The organism is Gluconacetobacter brunescens (assembly GCF_048695475.1).
Taxonomy (GTDB): Bacteria; Pseudomonadota; Alphaproteobacteria; order Acetobacterales; family Acetobacteraceae; genus Gluconacetobacter.
Window position 1 is genome coordinate 1 of the sequence record NZ_JBLHEN010000001.1, and the last position, 18696, is coordinate 18696.

The 18696-nt window shown below is 58.6% G+C and carries 9 protein-coding genes and 8 pseudogenes; 7 read left to right on the forward strand and 10 right to left on the reverse strand.

Annotation, left to right across the window (positions count from 1 at the left end):
• Positions 1–138: 138 nt before the first annotated feature.
• The 3 genes from ACMAUO_RS00005 to gltB all read left to right on the forward strand — a co-directional run bounded on the left by ACMAUO_RS00005 (position 139) and on the right by gltB (position 7275).
• Complete coding sequence (locus ACMAUO_RS00005; protein WP_420354978.1) at positions 139–1062, forward strand: complex I NDUFA9 subunit family protein; 924 nt, start codon at positions 139–141, stop codon at positions 1060–1062.
• Positions 1063–1267: 205 nt separating this feature from the next.
• Complete coding sequence (locus tag ACMAUO_RS00010) at positions 1268–2722, forward strand: NAD(P)-dependent oxidoreductase (protein WP_420354979.1); 1455 nt, start codon at positions 1268–1270, stop codon at positions 2720–2722.
• A 5-nt stretch (positions 2723–2727) separates the two neighbouring features.
• Positions 2728–7275 (forward strand): glutamate synthase large subunit, encoded by a 4548-nt coding sequence (gene gltB / locus ACMAUO_RS00015; RefSeq protein ID WP_420354980.1) that lies wholly within the window; start codon positions 2728–2730, stop codon positions 7273–7275.
• A gap of 955 nt (positions 7276–8230) precedes the next feature.
• Here the strand turns inward: gltB and ACMAUO_RS00020 are convergent.
• Positions 8231–9226: an SGNH/GDSL hydrolase family protein gene (locus tag ACMAUO_RS00020; protein ID WP_420354981.1), complete on the reverse strand. Its 996-nt coding sequence runs from the start codon at positions 9224–9226 to the stop codon at positions 8231–8233.
• Positions 9227–9531: 305 nt separating this feature from the next.
• Positions 9532–9843 (reverse strand): transposase, encoded by a 312-nt coding sequence (locus ACMAUO_RS00025; RefSeq protein WP_420354982.1) that lies wholly within the window; start codon positions 9841–9843, stop codon positions 9532–9534.
• Positions 9844–9925: 82 nt separating this feature from the next.
• On the opposite strand from ACMAUO_RS00025, the pseudogene ACMAUO_RS00030 reads away from it, so the two are divergent.
• Positions 9926–10088, forward strand: a pseudogene (locus tag ACMAUO_RS00030) (transposase family protein); the annotation flags it as partial.
• Positions 10089–10109: 21 nt separating this feature from the next.
• Here ACMAUO_RS00030 and fcl read toward each other — a convergent pair.
• The 4 genes and pseudogenes from fcl to ACMAUO_RS00050 form a co-directional block, all read right to left on the reverse strand.
• Positions 10110–11048, reverse strand: a complete 939-nt coding sequence (gene fcl / locus ACMAUO_RS00035; RefSeq protein WP_420354983.1) for a GDP-L-fucose synthase — start codon at positions 11046–11048, stop codon at positions 10110–10112.
• Complete coding sequence (gmd, locus tag ACMAUO_RS00040) at positions 11048–12178, reverse strand: GDP-mannose 4,6-dehydratase (protein WP_420354984.1); 1131 nt, start codon at positions 12176–12178, stop codon at positions 11048–11050. Before gmd ends, fcl begins: the two co-directional genes overlap by 1 nt.
• A gap of 151 nt (positions 12179–12329) precedes the next feature.
• Positions 12330–12425: pseudogene (locus ACMAUO_RS00045) on the reverse strand (IS5/IS1182 family transposase); the annotation flags it as partial.
• 251 nt (positions 12426–12676) lie between these two features.
• Positions 12677–13471: pseudogene (locus ACMAUO_RS00050) on the reverse strand (IS3 family transposase); the annotation flags it as partial.
• A 42-nt stretch (positions 13472–13513) separates the two neighbouring features.
• Between ACMAUO_RS00050 and ACMAUO_RS00055 the strand changes: the two are divergent.
• Positions 13514–13864 (forward strand): transposase, encoded by a 351-nt coding sequence (locus ACMAUO_RS00055; RefSeq protein WP_420357142.1) that lies wholly within the window; start codon positions 13514–13516, stop codon positions 13862–13864.
• 201 nt (positions 13865–14065) lie between these two features.
• Here the strand turns inward: ACMAUO_RS00055 and ACMAUO_RS00060 are convergent.
• Both ACMAUO_RS00060 and ACMAUO_RS00065 read right to left on the reverse strand, forming a co-directional pair.
• A pseudogene (locus ACMAUO_RS00060) lies at positions 14066–14682 on the reverse strand (IS5 family transposase); the annotation flags it as partial.
• A gap of 146 nt (positions 14683–14828) precedes the next feature.
• Complete coding sequence (locus ACMAUO_RS00065) at positions 14829–15563, reverse strand: FkbM family methyltransferase (protein ID WP_420354985.1); 735 nt, start codon at positions 15561–15563, stop codon at positions 14829–14831.
• A 406-nt stretch (positions 15564–15969) separates the two neighbouring features.
• On the opposite strand from ACMAUO_RS00065, the pseudogene ACMAUO_RS00070 reads away from it, so the two are divergent.
• A pseudogene (locus ACMAUO_RS00070) lies at positions 15970–16420 on the forward strand (transposase); the annotation flags it as partial.
• On the opposite strand, the pseudogene ACMAUO_RS00075 reads toward ACMAUO_RS00070, so the two are convergent.
• Positions 16396–17154, reverse strand: a pseudogene (locus ACMAUO_RS00075) (IS5 family transposase). The pseudogenes ACMAUO_RS00070 and ACMAUO_RS00075 sit on opposite strands and share 25 nt — an antisense overlap.
• Before the next feature lie 93 nt (positions 17155–17247).
• A pseudogene (locus ACMAUO_RS00080) lies at positions 17248–18157 on the reverse strand (IS630 family transposase).
• Here ACMAUO_RS00080 and ACMAUO_RS00085 point away from each other — a divergent pair.
• A pseudogene (locus ACMAUO_RS00085) lies at positions 18107–18421 on the forward strand (transposase); the annotation flags it as partial. The pseudogenes ACMAUO_RS00080 and ACMAUO_RS00085 overlap by 51 nt on opposite strands.
• Positions 18422–18696 lie beyond the last annotated feature (275 nt).

The following is an 18696-nucleotide window of genomic DNA, read 5'->3' on the forward strand; positions in this document are numbered from 1 at the left end:
CTCCGCCCGTGGGGGGCGGTCAACATGGGGGAAACGATTCGGATCGTTTTTATTGCATGCGTGGGGAGAGGATGTGGATTCGGCCGGATGGGACGGGCGTTGTGCTAGGAATATGAAAAAACAGGACAGGGGCGGGACATGACGACGCGAAAAGTGGCGGCGGTAATCGGCGGTTCGGGGTTCCTGGGGCGCCATGTGGTGCGCCGCCTGGCCGAGGATGGCTATGTGGTGCGGGTGGCCGCGCGCCGTGCCGATCGGGCGGCGTCGCTGCGCCCGCTGGGCGATGTGGGGCAGATCGTGCCGCTGGGCGCCTCGATCCTGAATCACGACTCGCTGGTGCCGGTCGTGGAGGGCGCGCGGGTGGTGGTGAACCTCGTCGGTATTCTGGCCGAGCGCGGGGCGGCGACGTTCCAGGCCGTGCATGTGGACGGTGCCGCGCAGGTGGCGCGTCTGGCGGCCTCGGCGGGGGTGGAGCGGCTGGTGCATGTCTCGGCCATCGGGGCCGCGCCGGACAGCCGCTCGGCCTATGGCCGCAGCAAGGCGGCCGGCGAGGAGGCGGTGCTGCGGGCGATGCCGGAGACGACGATCGTGCGGCCGTCCATCCTGTTCGGGGCGGAGGATCACTTTACCAATCTGTTCGCCACGCTCGCGCGGTTCAGCCCGGTGGTGCCGGTCTATGGCGCGCGGACGCGCCTGCAACCGGTTTATGTCGCCGACGTGGCCGAGGGGATCCGGCGGCTGGTGGCGGGTGCCGGACATGAGGGCGCGATCTTCGAATTCGGTGGCCCGGCGATTCGGACGATGGAGGAGATCGCGCGGCTGATCGTGGCGGCGGTCGGTCGGCGCCGGCTGGTGTTCGCGGTGCCGCCGGCCCTGGCCTGGTGGCAGGCCATGTGGCTGGAGCGCCTGCCCGGACGGATGCTGACGCGCGACCAGCTTGCGATGCTAGCGAGCGACAATGTGGCAGCCGATGGCGCCCCCGGTCTGGAGCAGCTTGGTATTCAGCCGGCATCGATGGAAATGATTGTTCCATCCTATCTGAGCGGATATAAAATTACATAAACAAGCGGACTCAAAGCATTATATGGTCAATTGGTCCGGATCGGACCAATGTGGCCGAAGGCTCCATTCTTTCGGACGGCTGCCGAGCGGCCTTTTTGGGATAAAGGGCAGCAATGCTGTCTTTTATGGTAGATGTGTCTGGCGTAGGTGTTCCGCCAACACAACGTACCGCAGGTGACGGTCGGGCGTTATCCAGGGGGGACCGATGGTCGAGCACATGCTGAAATTCGTCTCCGTGCCGCAGAGCCAGCCCGACAAGCGGCCGGCCGCGGAGCGGAATGGCGATTTCGACGAGATCTATCGTGCATTCGCGGTGGAGAAGGCGGAGCAGCAGGCCAGCCGCTGCTCGCAATGCGGCGTGCCGTTCTGCTCGGTTCATTGCCCGCTGGGCAACAACATCCCCGACTGGCTGAAGATGACGGCCGAGGGGCGGCTGGAGGAAGCCTATGCGCTTTCCTCCGCCACCAACAATTTCCCCGAGATCTGCGGCCGGATCTGCCCCCAGGACCGGCTGTGCGAGGGGAATTGCGTCATCGAGAAGGGGTTCGAGAGCGTCACCATCGGCGCCGTCGAACGCTTCATCACCGATACCGCCTTCGCCAGCGGGTGGGTGGAGCCGATCCGGCCGCCCTTCGAGCGCGAGACCTCGATCGGCATTGTCGGTGCCGGCCCCGGTGGCCTGGCGGCGGCGATGCAGTTTCGTCAGCAGGGTTATCAGGTGCATGTTTATGACCGGTATGACCGGATCGGCGGCCTGATGATCTATGGCATTCCGGGCTTCAAGCTGGAGAAGGACATCGTTGCGCGCCGTCACCTCTATCTGGAGGAATCGGGCGTTCAGTTCCATCTCGGGGTGGATATCGCGGATGGCGACGGCGCGGGCACGCTCTCTTTCGCGACCTTGCGGGCGCGGCATGATGCGGTGCTGATCGCCACCGGCGTCTACAAGTCGCGCGATATCGGCGGGCCGGGTGCGGGGCTGGGTGGCATCGTCAAGGCGCTGGATTATCTGACGATGTCGAACCGGCTGTCGCTGGGCGACCAGTTCGCCCCCGAGGAGAGTGCGGCGCTCAATGCCGCCGGCAAGTCGGTGGTGGTGATCGGCGGTGGCGACACGGCGATGGATTGCGTGCGCACCGCCATCCGCCAGGGTGCGAAATCGGTCAAATGCCTCTATCGCCGCGATCGCGCGAACATGCCCGGCTCGATCCGCGAGGTGAAGAATGCCGAGGAGGAGGGGGTCTCCTTCGTCTGGCTGGCGGCGCCCGAGGCGTTTCTGGGGGATGATACCGTCAGCGGCGTGCGTGCCGTGCGCATGAAGCTGGGCATGCCCGATGCCAGCGGCCGCCAGTCGGTGGAGCCGGTCGAGGACAGTGCCTTCGTGCTGGAAGCCGACCTGGTGATCAAGGCGCTGGGCTTCGACCCCGAGCCGCTGCCGACCCTGTGGGGGCAGCCGGATCTGGCCGTGTCGCGCTGGGGCACGCTGCGGGTCGACCATGAGAGCTTCATGACCAGTCTGCCGGGCGTGTTCGCGGCGGGCGATATCGTGCGCGGGGCCAGCCTGGTGGTGTGGGCCATTCGCGATGGACGGGATGCGGCGGCGCAGATGCATCGCTGGCTGGAAAACCGGGCGGCCCAGTGCGCCCAGGCGGCGGAGTGACGGACATGGACCAGTTGACCCAGGATCACGGATCGCGGGATGCCGGCCAGGAGTTCGTGGCCGAGTGGCAGGACAACGCGCAGGCGATCGGCGGGCTGTACGACCCGACGCAGGAGCGCGATGCCTGCGGCGTGGGCCTGATCGCGGCGCTGGACGGGCGCAAGCGGCGCGAGGTGGTCGAGGCCGGGATCGCGGCCCTGAAGGCCCTGTGGCATCGCGGCGCGGTGGATGCGGACGGCAAGACCGGGGACGGCGCCGGCATCCACCTGGAAATTCCGCAGGATTTCTTTGCCGAGGCGATCCATAGCGGTGGCGAAGGCTGCGTGGACACGCAGATCGCCGTCGGCATGGTGTTCCTGCCCAAGACCGACCTGGCGGCGCAGGAGCGCTGCCGCCAGATCATCGAAACCCAGATCCTGGCTGTCGGCTACGGCATCTATGGCTGGCGGCAGGTGCCGATCGACACCTCGTGCATCGGCGAAAAGGCGAATGCCACCCGGCCCGAGATCGAGCAGATCATGATCCGCAACCTGCCGGGGCGGGACGAGCAGGCGTTCGAGCGCGACCTGTATGTGATCCGCCGCCGGATCGAGAAGAGCGCGCAGGCGAACTCGCTCGACCTGTATATCTGCTCGATGTCCTGCCGGTCGGTGATCTACAAGGGCATGTTCCTGGCCGAGAACCTGACGGATTTCTATCCCGATCTGCTGGACCCGCGCTTCGTCAGCCGCTTTGCGATCTATCACCAGCGCTATTCGACCAACACGTTCCCGACCTGGAAGCTGGCGCAGCCCTTCCGCCGGCTGGCGCATAACGGCGAGATCAACACGATTTCGGGCAACGTCAACTGGATGAAGAGCCACGAGACGCGGTTGGCCGACCCGGTGCTGGACCCGGTGATGGAAGACCTGAAGCCGGTGGTGCAGGCCGCAGGCTCCGACACCGCGATGCTGGACAATGTGTTCGAACTGCTGACCTTCGCCGGGCGCGATGCGCCGATGGTCAAGGCGCTGATGGTACCGGCCAGTGTCGGCGGCAATTCGGGCATGAAGCAGAAGCACCAGGACCTGTACGCCTACTGCAACGCGGTGATGGAGCCGTGGGATGGGCCGGCGGCGCTGTGCGCCACCGACGGGCGCTGGGTGGTGGCCGGGCTGGACCGCAGCGGGCTACGGCCCCTGCGCTATACCGTGACGGCGGACGGGCTGCTGATCGTGGGTTCGGAAACCGGCATGGTGAAAGTGCCCGAGACCGACATCGTGCGGCGCGGGCGGCTTGGGCCGGGGCAGATGATCGGCCTCGACCTTCAGGAGGCGAAGCTCTACGGCCACGAGGCGCTGCTGGACCTGCTGGCCGGGCGCCGGGATTTCGGCGCCTGGGTGAAGAATATCCAGAAGATCGGCTCGGTGGTGCGGGCCGATGTGCAGGAGCCGGTGCTGTTCGGCCGGGATGAGCTGCGGCGCCGGCAACTGGCGGTGGGCACGACCCTGGAGGAGTTGGAGACCATCCTGCATCCGATGGTCGAGACCGCCGCCGAGGCCATCGGCTCGATGGGCGACGATGCGCCGCTGGCGGTGCTGTCGGCACGCTATCGGGGGCTGGCGCATTATTTCCGCCAGGCTTTCAGCCAGGTGACCAATCCGCCGATCGATAGTCTGCGCGAGACGCGGGTGATGAGCCTGCTGACCCGTCTGGGTAATCTGGGCAATATCCTGGAGGAATCCGAGGTCCAGTGCGACCTACTGCAACTGCCCAGCCCGGTGCTGACCAGCGGCGAATTCGAGGCGCTGCGTAATTTCTGCGGTGACAGCGGCTTCGTGATCGACTGCACCTTTCCGGCGGCGGAAGGCGAGGCCGGGCTGCGCGAGGCGATCGCCCGTATCCGGCGCGAGGCCGAGGACCGGGTGCGCGAGGGCTGTACCCATCTGTTCCTGACCGATCAGGGGCAGTCGGGCGACCGGGCCTATATCCCGATGATCCTGGCCACGGCGGCGGTGCATACGCATCTGGTTCGCCAGTCGCTGCGGACCTTTACCTCGCTGAACGTGCGGTCGGCCGAGGCGCTGGACGTGCATGCCATCGCGGTGACGATCGGGGTCGGGGCGACCAGCATCAACCCCTATCTGGCGCAGGAGAGCATTGCCGACCGGCAGCGGCGCGGCCTGTTCGGCGAGATCTCGCTGCGCGAGGCGGTGGAACGCTATCGCAAGGCTGTGGACAAGGGGCTGCTGAAGGTGATGTCCAAGATGGGCATCTCGATCGTCTCGGCCTATCGCGGCGGGTATAATTTCGAGGCGATCGGGCTATCGCGCGCTCTGACGGCGGAGTTCTTCCCCGGCATGCCCTCGCGCATCTCGGGCATCGGCCTGTCGGGCATCGCGACCAACGTGCTGAGCTTCCATCGGACCGCGTGGGACCAGACGGTGATCGCGCTGCCGGTGGGTGGCCAGTACAAGATGCGCCGCCATGGCGAGGTCCATGCCTTTGACGGCAACCTGATCCATATGTTGCAGACGGCGGTGGCGACCGACAGTTTCACCATCTATCGCCGCTATGCCGATGCGGTGCGGCGCCAGCCGCCGGTGGCGCTGCGCGACCTGCTGGATTTCCGGGGTGGGCGGACGCCGATCCCCGTGGAGGCGGTCGAAAGCATCACCCAGTTGCGTAAGCGGCTGATCGCGCCGGGGATTTCCCTGGGGGCTTTGAGCCCCGAGGCACACGAGACCCTGTCGATCGCGATGAACCGGATCGGCGCGAAGTCGGATTCGGGCGAGGGGGGCGAGGACCCGTCGCGCGCCAAGCCGCGCCCGAATGGGGACAATGCGTCTTCGGCCATCAAGCAGATCGCCTCGGGCCGCTTCGGCGTCACGGCGCAATATCTGAACGATTGCCGCGAGATCGAGATCAAGATGGCCCAGGGCGCCAAGCCCGGCGAGGGCGGCCAGTTGCCGGGCTTCAAGGTGACGGGGCTGATCGCGAAGCTGCGGCATGCGACGCCGGGCGTGACGCTGATCTCGCCGCCGCCGCATCATGACATCTATTCGATCGAGGATCTGGCGCAGCTTATCTACGACCTGAAGCAGATCAATCCCGAGGCGACAGTGACGGTGAAGCTGGTGGCGCGATCAGGGATCGGCACCATCGCCGCCGGCGTGGCCAAGGCCAAGGCCGATGCGATCCTGATTTCCGGCCATAGCGGCGGCACTGGGGCCAGCCCGCAGAGTTCGGTCAAATATGCCGGCCTGCCGTGGGAGCTGGGCCTGGCGGAAGCGCATCAGGTACTGATGCTGAACCGGCTGCGCCACCGGGTGAAGCTGCGCACCGATGGCGGGCTGAAGACCGGGCGCGACGTGGTGATCGCGGCGATGTTGGGGGCCGAGGAATTCGGTATCGGCACCGCCAGCCTGGTCGCCATGGGCTGCATCATGGTGCGGCAGTGCCATTCCAACACCTGCCCGGTCGGGGTGTGCACCCAGGACGAGGCGCTGCGCGCCAAGTTCGAGGGCTCGCCGGAGAAGGTGATCAACCTGTTCTCGTTCATCGCCGAGGATGTGCGCAATATTCTGGCGTCACTCGGCTTCTCGTCGCTGAACGAGATTATCGGGCGGACCGACCTGCTGAAGCAGGTGTCGCGCGGGGCGGATTATCTGGACGATCTGGACCTCAATTCGCTTCTGGCGCAGGCCGATCCGGGACCGCATGCCCGCTACTGCACCCGGGAAGGGCGCAACGAGGTGCCCGAGACGCTGGATGCGCAGATGATCGCCGATGCGCGGCCGCTGTTCGACCATGGCGAGAAGATGCAACTGCACTACAATGTGCAGAACACGCACCGGGCGATCGGCACGCGCATTTCCTCGCTGATCGTGCGGCAGTTCGGCATGACCAAGCTGGCGCCGGGGCATCTGACGGTGCGCCTGCGCGGCTCGGCCGGGCAGTCGCTGGGGGCATTCGCGGTTCAGGGATTGAAGCTGGAAGTGCTGGGCGATGCCAACGATTATGTCGGCAAGGGCCTGTCGGGCGCGACCATCGTGGTGCGGCAATCGCCGTCGTCGAACCTTGTGTCGAACGAGAACGCCATTATCGGCAACACGGTGCTGTATGGCGCGACGGCCGGGGCGCTGTATGCGGCCGGCCAGGCGGGCGAGCGCTTTGCGGTGCGCAATTCCGGCGCCACGGCGGTGGTGGAGGGCTGCGGGTCGAACGGTTGCGAATACATGACGGGCGGCACCGTGGTGATCCTGGGTGAGGCGGGCGACAATTTTGGCGCCGGTTTCACCGGGGGCATGGCCTTTGTCTATGACGAGAACGGCACGTTCGAGCAGCGGATCAATCCCGACACCCTGCTGTGGAACCGGGTAGTCGACCCGAAATGGGAGGGCGTGCTGCGCGGACTGGTGGAGACCCATGCGCGCGAGACGCACAGCCGCTATGCCGCGCTGATGCTGCACAAGTGGGAGAATATCCTGCCGCGCTTCTGGCAGTTGGTGCCGCGCGAATATGCAAAGGTGATCGGGTACAATCAGGTGACCGAAGTCGTGCGTAGCGCATAGAGAACAATAGGCCCTGTTAGATCTTGATCCAATCTGCTGCTGCGAGGTGACGAATGGTGAGGAAGGAGGTGGCGGTTTTGGCGTAACGCGTTGTGACGCCGCGCCATTCCTTCAGATAGACCCAGAGGTTTTCGCCAGATGCCGGTTGCGATATGCCCATTGTGGGCAGGCGGCGCCAGCAACGCTTCCTTGCTCCAGACATGCTCCGGAGGCGTAGCCTTGTCGCCGGCGGCCCACAATGGTTTCGCGTGGCGGACGGTCGAGGATGGCAGGTGCGAGTGGCAATGCGTGCGCCTGATTGGGAGCCGGGGTGAAGGGACTGCACAGTCGCGCCTGTCAGCGACTATGCAGACCTTGCTTCCGGCGTCCGGGCTCAGGATCTACCCGCATCTTCTACGGGATCTGGCGGTCGACCGCGCGAAGCGGGCCTGTATCTGGTGGCGATCATCGACTGGCGTAACGGGGCCGTTCTGTTCTGGTGGCTGTCGAACACGCTGAATACGGGTTTCTGCCTCCTGGAGCTGGAAGACGCCCTATCGCGCCACGGAAAGCCGGAGATTTTCAATACGGATAAGGATTCACGGTTTTTCAGTGGCGCCTCTATGGGCGCGCTGCACAGGCGGGCATCCGGATATCTATGGACGCGGGCCGGGCCGATGAGGGGATAATGCCTTCGTTGAGCGCCTCTGGCGCTCGTTCAAATATGAGGACATCCACCTGAAGGGCTATGCCGACGGGGGAAGACGAAAGCAGGTATTGCCGATTGGTTCCACTTCTATAATTGGACCCGTTTGCATCAGGTGTTGGGCTATCGCACCCCGAGGGCCGTCTGGACAGAAAGCTGCCGCGCAAAAGTGACGCCTGTGGATATGATGGTTTCATGAACAGAAAGTATCAATCGGGCCAGATCTCCCAACGCTGGTCTTCAGATCGGTGATCATTTCGGGCGTGAATTTTAAAGCGACCTCTTAACAAATAAATATAATAATCCCATTTCACGTGGGCCGAGATCACTTTCACCCTTGATTAGAGGAATATTTGGTAATACCGGAAGAAGATGAACGGAAACCCGATTTGTTTGACCAAGGCTGTCAACTGCGGTCATCATTCTTTCGTAGTAACAAAATTTATCATAGCAGACAAATTCGCGGACAGCATCGGTTTCAACAACTAGCGTCCCCGATTTCGGCCCACATAAAACTGAGAATCCATCAATCTGCGTATTTTCTGGAAGATTGAGAACAATCGTTTCTCCTTCGCGAATGTTTGCAGCCTCCTCTGAAAACCCATGGCGATCAAATCTGCGCTGATTGGTTGTAGAGTAATCCGCAAACCGCAGGGAATCGAAACGGATTCGAGAAGAAAGACACGTATACTTCGATTGCTTCGCAGGGCCAAGTTTTTCAATAAAATTAAGTATTTTCTCTGCATAAATTTCAACGCCAATAGCGTTCGGATGAACTTCGTCATTTAAAATTCGATCAATCGGTACCCCCGCAAGCACCAACTCCATACTCACGGATAGTACGGGGACCCCATATAGCGCACATACCTGCGTAATAATCTTCTCCAGACTATCGTCAGAATAATCTACATCCGCCCTTGGAAGATTAACGAAAGCGACGTCCTTTCCGTGAATTCTTGCGCATAAAATGAGTTGTTCTATATGCGACCATATCTCCATATAGTAAGATCTCGTAAAATCCAAATGAGTAGAATAAACGGAGCGCACGTAGCTGGTAGAAACCTCATATACTACTCTTTCCGCATCCGCTTGATTAGATAAAATACGATTTATCATATAGGGGAGTGCTTGTGTTGTGATACCTCCAATGCCGCATTTATCAATTTCTATATCTAATTGGCGAGCTGAAGCTAACCATTGAAGCCGAGGGATATAGCTGCTCGGCATTTCGGTAACGCTAAAGCCAATAAAAAGCGTCTTAATCATATGCTTCTGATACCTTAAAGCTTCTCGGGGATTGCATTTCAGTTCGCATATTCAAGCTGTTACTAGACTATGAATATCCGAAACAAAGCGAGGCAATCAAGCGGCAGCGCGTTGCCCAGAGCAGATCCTGTTTGAACGTGTGCGTTCGAACAGGTGAAGATGCTCGTAAAAACAATAAACTAGAGCATTTCTACCGAACCGGTGTTCGGTGGAAATGCTCTAGACGCGAACGCCGTTTTCCGGTCGGTCATGCCATCTCCGCGATCCGGATGATCCGCGCCAGCAATGCGTCTCCTGGATCGCCCTTAACGCCGATCGACTGGCCATTGCGCAGCAAGATTTCCCCGGTCAGGACTGGTTACATCGCAAGGCCCTGACGGGACGGTCTTCTTGTCCACTCGCTCGAGCGGGAGAAAGCGCACACCGCGACCGCCAGCAGGGGAGCACTGACGCAGCCAGAGCCGCCATTGGTAGAGATGCTGCCGTGTCGGGTCGTGATGGCGGCCCACATCCGATACCGTCGCCCCGTCCACTCCAACCTCGGACAGAACGCGCATCTTCTGGTTATCGGACCAGCGCCGCCGACGCTCCACGCCAATCAGGATCTTCTGTCGCATCCTCACCCCTCTCAAACGACGTCAATAACGGCCTGGTTAATGACGTGAATTTACCAACCAGACACTCCGATCATAAGGCTGACCACGAATGGCCGGTTACGAACGATCTTTCGCATGGGCCACGCGATGCCGCAGGCTCGTCAAGGATTATGAGCATTACGGCTTCAACGCTCGCACGTCTCCACGTCGTAGCTTTCGCATGCTTTATGCTCAAAAGCGCCGCTATACTCGCTCATGGTGCATAACACCCTCTGGCGCAGGGGGGGTCAGTTGATATTCGCTTTGAACCAACCATAGGTAGCGGCCAATCCCTCTCTCAAGTCAATTGAAGGCTTCCACCCAAGCGACCGAATTTTATCAGCACTCATTAGTTTGCGCGGTGTGCCGTCGGGTTTGGAGAGGTCGTGCACAATCTCGCCTTTGAAACCGACAACTTCGCAAACGAGCTGCGTGAGTTCCAGGATAGTGACGTCCTCACCCGAGCCAACATTGACGTGTTCGAAATCGGAGTAGCTCTTCATCAAATGGACGCAGGCGTCGGCGCAATCGTCCACATGCAGGAATTCGCGACGTGGTTTGCCTGTACCCCAGACGGTGATCGTCTTGTCATTACGAAGCTTCGCCTCATGCGCCTTACGGATTAGTGCCGGCATAACATGGCTTGAATTCAGGTCAAAATTGTCGCCGGGACCGTAAAGATTTGTTGGCATGGCTGAGATGAAATCGGCACCGTGTTGTTTACGATAACTTTGTGCCAGTTTTATGCCCGCGATCTTTGCGATTGCATACCACTCATTGGTGGGCTCCAACGCGCCAGTGAGAAGCGCGTTTTCAACGATTGGTTGCTCGGCGAACTTCGGATAGATGCAGGACGAGCCGAGGAAGCAAAGTTTTTCCACACCGTTTCTGAACGCAGCTTCAATGATATTCGCTTCGATCATAAGATTATCGTAAAGGAAATCGACCGGATAGGAATCATTGGCGAGGATGCCGCCAACCTTGGCGGCGGCTAAAAACACCACGTCTGGCTTCTCGCGAGCGGTCCACGCCCTGACGGCCATCTGATCTTTAAGGTCGACCTCAGACCGGGAAACCGTCAGCACTTCACAGTTTTCTAATTGCAGCCGACGCACGAGTGCGGAGCCGACCATTCCGCGATGACCGGCAACCCAAACGCGCTTGCGCTCGATCGAATAGTTCATCATTAGCCTTCCACGCTTACAGGCAGATCAAGACCATGCGTCTTGAGAAGAGCGTAGCGGCGTGCTGCCTTGTGATCTTCGGCGACCATCTCCCGACACATATCGCGCGCGGAAATTTCTGGTACCCAACCGAGCTTATCTTTGGCCTTCGTCGGATCGCCGAGCAGGGTATCAACTTCTGCAGGGCGGAAATAACGAGGATCGATACGAACAATCACGTCATCAACCTTCAACGCAGGTGCCATGGTGCCGCGAATAGCCGTAACGACGCCGACTTCATCGACGCCTGTGCCCTTGAATTCGACTGTAATACCTAAATCCTCGGCCGCCCAAGTAATGAATTCCCGCACGGATTGCTGCACGCCGGTGGCAATAACAAAATCCTCGGGCTTCTCCTGCTGCAGCATGAGCCACTGCATGCGGATATAATCCTTGGCATGGCCCCAGTCACGCAAGCTATCTATATTGCCCATGTACAGGCATGACTCGAGCCCCATAGCGATATTACATAGGCCACGTGTTATCTTGCGAGTAACAAAGGTTTCACCACGACGTGGCGATTCATGATTAAAAAGGACGCCGTTGCAAGCATACATTCCGTAGGCCTCACGGTAGTTCACCGTAATCCAGTATGCGTAAAGCTTGGCAACTGCGTAAGGCGAGCGCGGGTAGAACGGCGTGGTTTCGCGCTGCGGGATTTCCTGCACTAAACCGTAGAGCTCAGACGTGGAAGCCTGGTAGAAGCGTGTCTTCTCCGCGAGGCCCAGGAAACGTATTGCCTCAAGCAGCCGCAAAGTGCCAAGTGCGTCCACATCCGCCGTGTATTCGGGCGCTTCAAATGATACAGCTACGTGCGATTGGGCACCAAGATTGTATACTTCGTCTGGCTGTATATCCTGAATAATACGCGTTAAATTTGATGTGTCGCTCAGATCGCCGTAATGTAATTTAAGATGTACATTAGCTGCATGCGGATCCTCGTAAATATGATCTAACCGTTGCGTATTAAATAGAGAAGCGCGTCTTTTGATGCCGTGGACGTCGTAACCCTTTGATATGAGAAATTCAGCTAGATACGATCCATCCTGGCCGGTAATGCCGGTGATGAGAGCAGTTTTTTTTCTTTGGGTCATCAATTTTTCCGTATTTGTTATATTAATATCCGGAGATACATCAGTTCATTTATTTCGACATTAACGATCTCTCAGATCCTGTTTGGAAATGCGCGTCGGATCGCCGCCAGCGCGTATTTCCAAACAGGATCTGAGACTCCATCAGGGAAGTTTATTTTTTCTGGCATAGTTTTCTGAGCATCAACCGAACGGAGGCGAGACGGAAGAGGCTGACGGCGCGACCGGTCAGATTCTCCCACTCTTTCGCGTTGCAGACTGGACGACATCAGGATTCAACTCTTGGTCAGGTCAGATCGCTCGGGTAGCGAAGATGGTCCAGGTCGTAACGGCAACGGTTTTTGGCAGTCCACATAAAAGCGCCTCGGCTATCGAGATCGCCAACCAATCATAATCTGCCCCTTTACTCAAGCCGTAACCACCAAACAACAGAAAACATTATATATCATTCCGGACGGGTTGAAGCGTTCCGGGTTTTCTGGAGATTGTCTGGTTTGAGTCACGCAGCATGTCGGTGTTCTCAAGGACTGCATAGTAGTTGGCTGCGGTCTCGGCGGCCAGGATATATCCGATGGGGCCAAAGAGGTGGTGATTGTTGAACCAATCGGCCCAGCGCAGCATTGCCATTCCCACCGCTGATGCTCCCGGCCAAGATCGCTGCCGCCAGATAACCGCGGCCTTGTAGAGGCCGTTGATGGCGTTGGCCAAGGCGGTGTCATTGGAAACATCGACGCTGCCGACCGAGAGGCCAGATTGACCTCGGCTAGAGTAGATCCTGTTTGAACGTGTGCGTTCGAACAGGTGAAGATGCTCGTAAAAACAATAAACTAGAGCATTTCTACCGAACCTGTGTTCGGTGGAAATGCTCTGGGCGTGGAGTATAGCATGAAAAATTATTGTGTGCCCCTGTCGCTGTAGTGGATCAGGCCATCCTCGGGGCCGGGCCTGAGAGCTTTGATTACTTGTTCCAGGGCGCCCCCCCACGCGAACTTGGCGCCTGTGTGGACATAGATAAAATCGGCCACCCACAGGGCATTCGGCCTGCTTACGCGCGGAATTCGCGGTTCACCTTGTCCAGTGGGCAGAGGGTCTCGCTGAATACCGGCCAAGCCCATGGTGTGCATTAGGCGCTCCACGGTGCACTTGGCCATCGGATGCCTTCACGGCGCACCTGATGCCAGGCTTTGCGCGTCCCATAGAACCCAAACGGGCCTCCTGCGCCCGCTTGATCTCGTCCTTTAGGTCATTGCGCCGAGCACGGATCGGCCGGTTGCTGGGATCGACAAGGCGTCGGGCCATGACGCTTCTCCTTCTCCAGCATCACACCAAACACACGAAATTCAGGATAGGCCCGCCGAGAGCGCCGGGTCGGCACGCCGCAGGAAGGCGCGCAAGGCCAGCCGAAACGGCCATGAACTCGACCCGCGCACCGCCGAGGCCGCAGGCTTTCTGATCCTGCTCACATCCCTCTCACGCGACAGGCATCCGGCCGAACAGATCATTGCCCTCTACCGTAACCGCTGGCAGGTCGAAATCGGTTTCAAACGACTGAAAACTCTCGGCGGTATTGACCGCCTGCCGGCTACAAATCCTGCATTGGCCAGAACATGGTTGCTGGCACATCTCATCGCCGCTGTGATGACCGATGATCTCGCCAACGAGATCATCGGCGTTTCCCCCTCAGCCTGATGGCAGAGCCAGGCCCACATACAACCTCATCTGGGCCGCATGGCAGAAAGCGCGCGAAATCCTCAGATATGCCATCCCGCCTCCCATCAGGCTCGACAGACATGACGACATCCAGCGCTTTCGACGAAGGCAGGCACAACCCGCCAGAAAGCGAAGCTCACAAGCTCAAGACCTCAGAAAATATTAACTTCGCGCCTATGGGGCTCTGCCCTGCTGGAACTTCGGTCCCTGATAGCCAGCGTCGACGTAGAGTTTCAGAAGGAACGGATACAGTCCGAACAATGTCGCCATCAGCATGACGCCGCCGTCGCGGTCCTGGATATCAGCCGCATGCACGATGGCGGCCATCAGAAGTCCCTGTGTATCGACGAGGATATGCCGCTTCTTGCCCTTGATCTTTTTGCCACTGTCGAAGCCGGACGGGTCGATCCGGCGCCCCCTTTTTCGGCACTTTTGACGCTCTGACTGTCAATAATGGCCGCTGTGGGGCTGGCGTCGCGATGCACCTGTTCGCGGCAGAGCACGTAAAGGGCATGGTGCAACCGCTCGAGCGTACCCTCATACTGCCAGCGGCAGAAATAATAGTTCACCGTGCTGCGTGGCGGCAGATCTTTCGGGAGCGCGCGCCACTAGCACCCGGTGCTCAGGATATACATCAGACCGTTCATGACCTCGCGCACGTTCACGGTCCGCTTGGTGCCGCCCCGCTTCGCATGGGGGATCATCGTCTCGATCAGCGACCATTCCTCGTCAGTCAGGTCGCTGGGATAGCGGAGTTTGCCGCTGTCATACCGGACGCGATTTTCAATCGTCCACATCGAGCGGCCTCTCCAAATCGGGGCTGCCGACATGGAATCACAGATGATTCCAAAGATTCAAGATGATCTCAGACGGACACTCAGACAAGCCTGACCGAAAATGCGGAACGCCTCACTACTTGGAAAGCAACTTCTTCATCGCCCTGTTAAGAAATGTGTGAATTAACATACCAATCGTCCCATTGACTGAGATTTTCAAATTGCCGAGTAAACCCATTTGCATTCATCAGGCGAAAAATATTTTCTCTTGCGATTGCATTAAAGTTATGTTCAACCGTAACAACATTTACGTGGTACTTTTTGAAGTCAAATTCTTTTAATATTTCTAACTCACTTCCCTCCGTATCGATGGAAAGATAGTCAATGATGCTTGGTGCGTGATTTTGATAAAGTAAATCGTTCAAGGATACTGTTTCAACTTCCATAAGTTTGAAATCTTTTCGGATTCTCGCATGCATATCGGAAAGTTGAAAAATTTCAGCAGTGGCGAATTCTGCGTCTACGTCATTGTACGAAAACATAATGTTCGATCCACTCTCAGACCACACACATCGATGATCAATAATACATTGTCGAGATTTATTGAGATCTCTGTGCCAAACCGGATTCGGTTCACTCAGTATTCCTTTCCACTCAAAATTTCTTTCAAGAAGATATGTATTGCTCAAATCTTCGCCATTTGTCGCTCCGAATTCCACAAAAAATCCAGATCTCCGCCAGCCGAGTACATGCAACGCAAATATATCCTGAAACAACTGCGCTTTTGATATATTATAATTTATCAGACATTGGCGAATAAAAAGACTTTCGTGTTCAGATGGTGATCTGTATCTTTCTGAAGAAAGAAAAGAAAAGAAAGAATCTATCCCAATACTACTCATACTTCTTTGCTCCTATTTACACGGGCGGTGACACAAAATATTATAGTATTCAATTGCTATTATTTGACAGGCGCTGCGTCTTAATCCGGATATCTCACATATGATAGTTACATCAGATTCTGAAAGCGGCGAAAGTTCTTGTTAGAAAAGGAAAATTCGCGAGCGAAGACAAAAAGCCGATGTTGGCCAGAGTGTAGCGCAGGTCAGGTGGCTTGTGGAGAGGTATCTGGACGGCGGATTGTCGTCGGCTTCGCGGCCGAGACGATCGCGTCGGACATGGGTGCAACCTATGGCCTACCCTGTCCGCATTGGCTTTTTTTGTCCGTGAAAGTCTGCGCCAACCTATCCGGCCAGGCGTATCCTGAATTTCGCGTGTTTGATGTGATGCTGGGAAAGCAGTAGCATCATGACCCGGCGCAAGAAGCCGTGATCCCTGACGATGTTCGGGACCAGGTTCTGGCTGGTCGCGTGGTCCGCACCATGTGGACGCGGACGCCCTTCTGGGGGGATATGAAGAAAGCGTTGGCGGAACGGCTGCTGAACGCCGAGTTGGACCATCATCTGGACGGCGAGGTAGCGACCGGTCGCTGGAGCTGCCGCAACGGCTATAGGCCAAAGACCGTGCTGAGCGATGCCGGGCGGATGGCGCTGGACATCCCGCGCGATCGGGCGGGGATGTTCGATCCGCAGTTGATTGCTCGTTACCGGTGGCGTTTCCCCAGCTTCGACGAGCGGATCATCTCGATGTATGCGCGCGGGATGAGTGTGCGCGAAATCCATGGCATCTGCTGGAGATCTATGGCGTGGAAGCTTCGCTAGGACCGATCGACATTCAGGCCATCCAGATCATGGCTGAGGCGAGGTGAACGAAGCCGAGGAAATGGATGGTGCGTCGATCATATCGGGTAGCGAAGCGTCGGAAGTGCTTGAGGCGGTTGAAGCACCGCTCGATACGATTGCGTAGCCTGTAGGCGATGGGATCGTGCGAGATGATAATCTTGCGGGTCGGGTTGCAAGGAATGACGGCTTCTGCACCCATCTGAGCGATGAGGGCACGTAACGCATTGCTGTCATAGGCCTTGTCGGCAATGACGGCCGCCCCTTCCTGACCCGCGAGCAGGGCCGGCGCCTGGGTGACGTCGCCAACCTGACCAGCCGTGACAACGAAGCACAGCGGGCGGCCCAGCGCATCGGCCAGCATATGGATCTTGGTCGTCAGACCACCTCGAGAACGCCCCAGCGCCTGATCTTTGGCCCCCCTTTTCCGCTCGCGGCCTGCTGATGGGTGCGAACGATGGTTGAATCGAGCATCAGATACTGATTGTTCCGATCGGCCGTCAGCGTCTCGAAAACCTTTTCCCACACCCCGGCATGGCACCATCGGCTGAACCGACGATGTACCGTCTTCCATTTGCCATACCGCTCAGGCAGGTCTTTCCAATGCGCGCCGGAGCGCAGAATCCAAAGACAGCCGTTCACGAACATGCGGTTATCCGTCCCGCTGCGCCCCGCATCACCGACCTTGCCGGGTAGCAGAGGCTGCAATCCTCTGCCATTGCGCCTCGTTCAACTCGTAACGCTTGGTCCCCATCCCACGCTCCGTGCTCCAACACGGTGCTCTATGAATCACTCATTCCAAAAGAAGGAAATCCTGAATGTCGATCGGGCCTAGAGCGCGTCCACGTTATTCCGGTTCATAGCCTGCGGTGGTGAAGAAGTTGGTACATTCGTCCGGAGTGAAAGCATCCAGGACTGATCCGGCGGCGTCCCATAGCGCTGTGACGGTTCTTGCTGCCTTGGCTCGTAAGAGGGCCTTGAACTTGGCGAACGCGCCATTTCGATCGGGTTGAAATCGGGACTATAGGGAGGCAGGAACATTATCCGTGCTCCGCTTGTTCGATGGCCTTTCGCGCGCCCGGCATCCTGTGAGCGGGCAGATTGTCCAGCACGACGATATCGCCCGGGCTCAGCGTCGGCACGAGACCATGCTCGACATGGGCCTGAAAAATCTCGCCGTTCATGGCGCCCTCATGCACGAAGGGTGCGGTCATGCCCGTGAGGCGCAAGCCGGCGGTGAAAGTCGTGGTTTTCCAATGGCCATGAGGGACACCAGCCCGACAGCGTTCTCCGCGTAAGGCGCGACCACGCAGGCGGGCCATCTTCGTGGAGAGGCTGGTTTCGTCGATGAAGACCAGGCGGTGCGGATCGAGATCAGGCTGGCCGTCGAACCAGTCCTGCCGACGTGTCAGCACATCTTCGCGCTCCTGCTCCAATGCATGTGCGGTCTTTTTTTTGCATGTCCACCCGCGCTGTCGCAGCCATCGGCTGAGCATGCTGCGGCCGATCCCGACGGACTGCTCACCCTGCAGGCGCGCGACCATCTCGTTGAGTGTGATGTCTTTTTGCGCTTCGATCATGCCAGCAATAAAGGCTTCATGCCCGTCCAGCTTAGAGCCGCGTGGCTTGCTCTGGCGGCGCGCTGCCCGTTCGCCGCTTTCACGTTCGCGCCGAAGCCACCGGATCGCCGTGGAAATCCCGATCCCGACCGGCCACAGGCCGAGGCGCTCCTGTCCGGCTTGCAGGGCGTCGGCCATGTCATTGCCGATGCCGCTTACGACGCAGACCCGCTACGCACTTTCATAGCTGATGACCTCTGGGCAATCGCACAGATCAAAGCCAATCCCAGCCGTGCCATCATGCCCCCAATCAACTGGAGCCTCTACAAGGAGCACCATTAAATCGAATGCTTCTTCAACAAACTCAAACGCTTCCGCAGGATTGCCTTGCGATGTGAGAAAACTCTCCCTGCATTCATGGGGTTCGTCCACCTCGCATGCGCCATGATCTGGCTACGTTGAATGCAGACAGAACCTAGCGATTGTCGTTACCAGCGTGGAGACATTCAGCGGCCAGATAACCGGGATTGACGTCATTGGGCGCGGGCTGAACGTCTCGTTCACATCTGACTATTGACTGATCGACGGCGATTTCGGGCTTTCGGGACTCTTGATGTGCGGTGATCCCGTGTTTCGACATGAAGGCCCGTAGCTGATTGATCAGGGCGGTCCGCTCCGCCGTAAGCCGGTCCTGTGCCCGATGCAGCCGCTGCACATCGAACTGCGCTTCACTATCG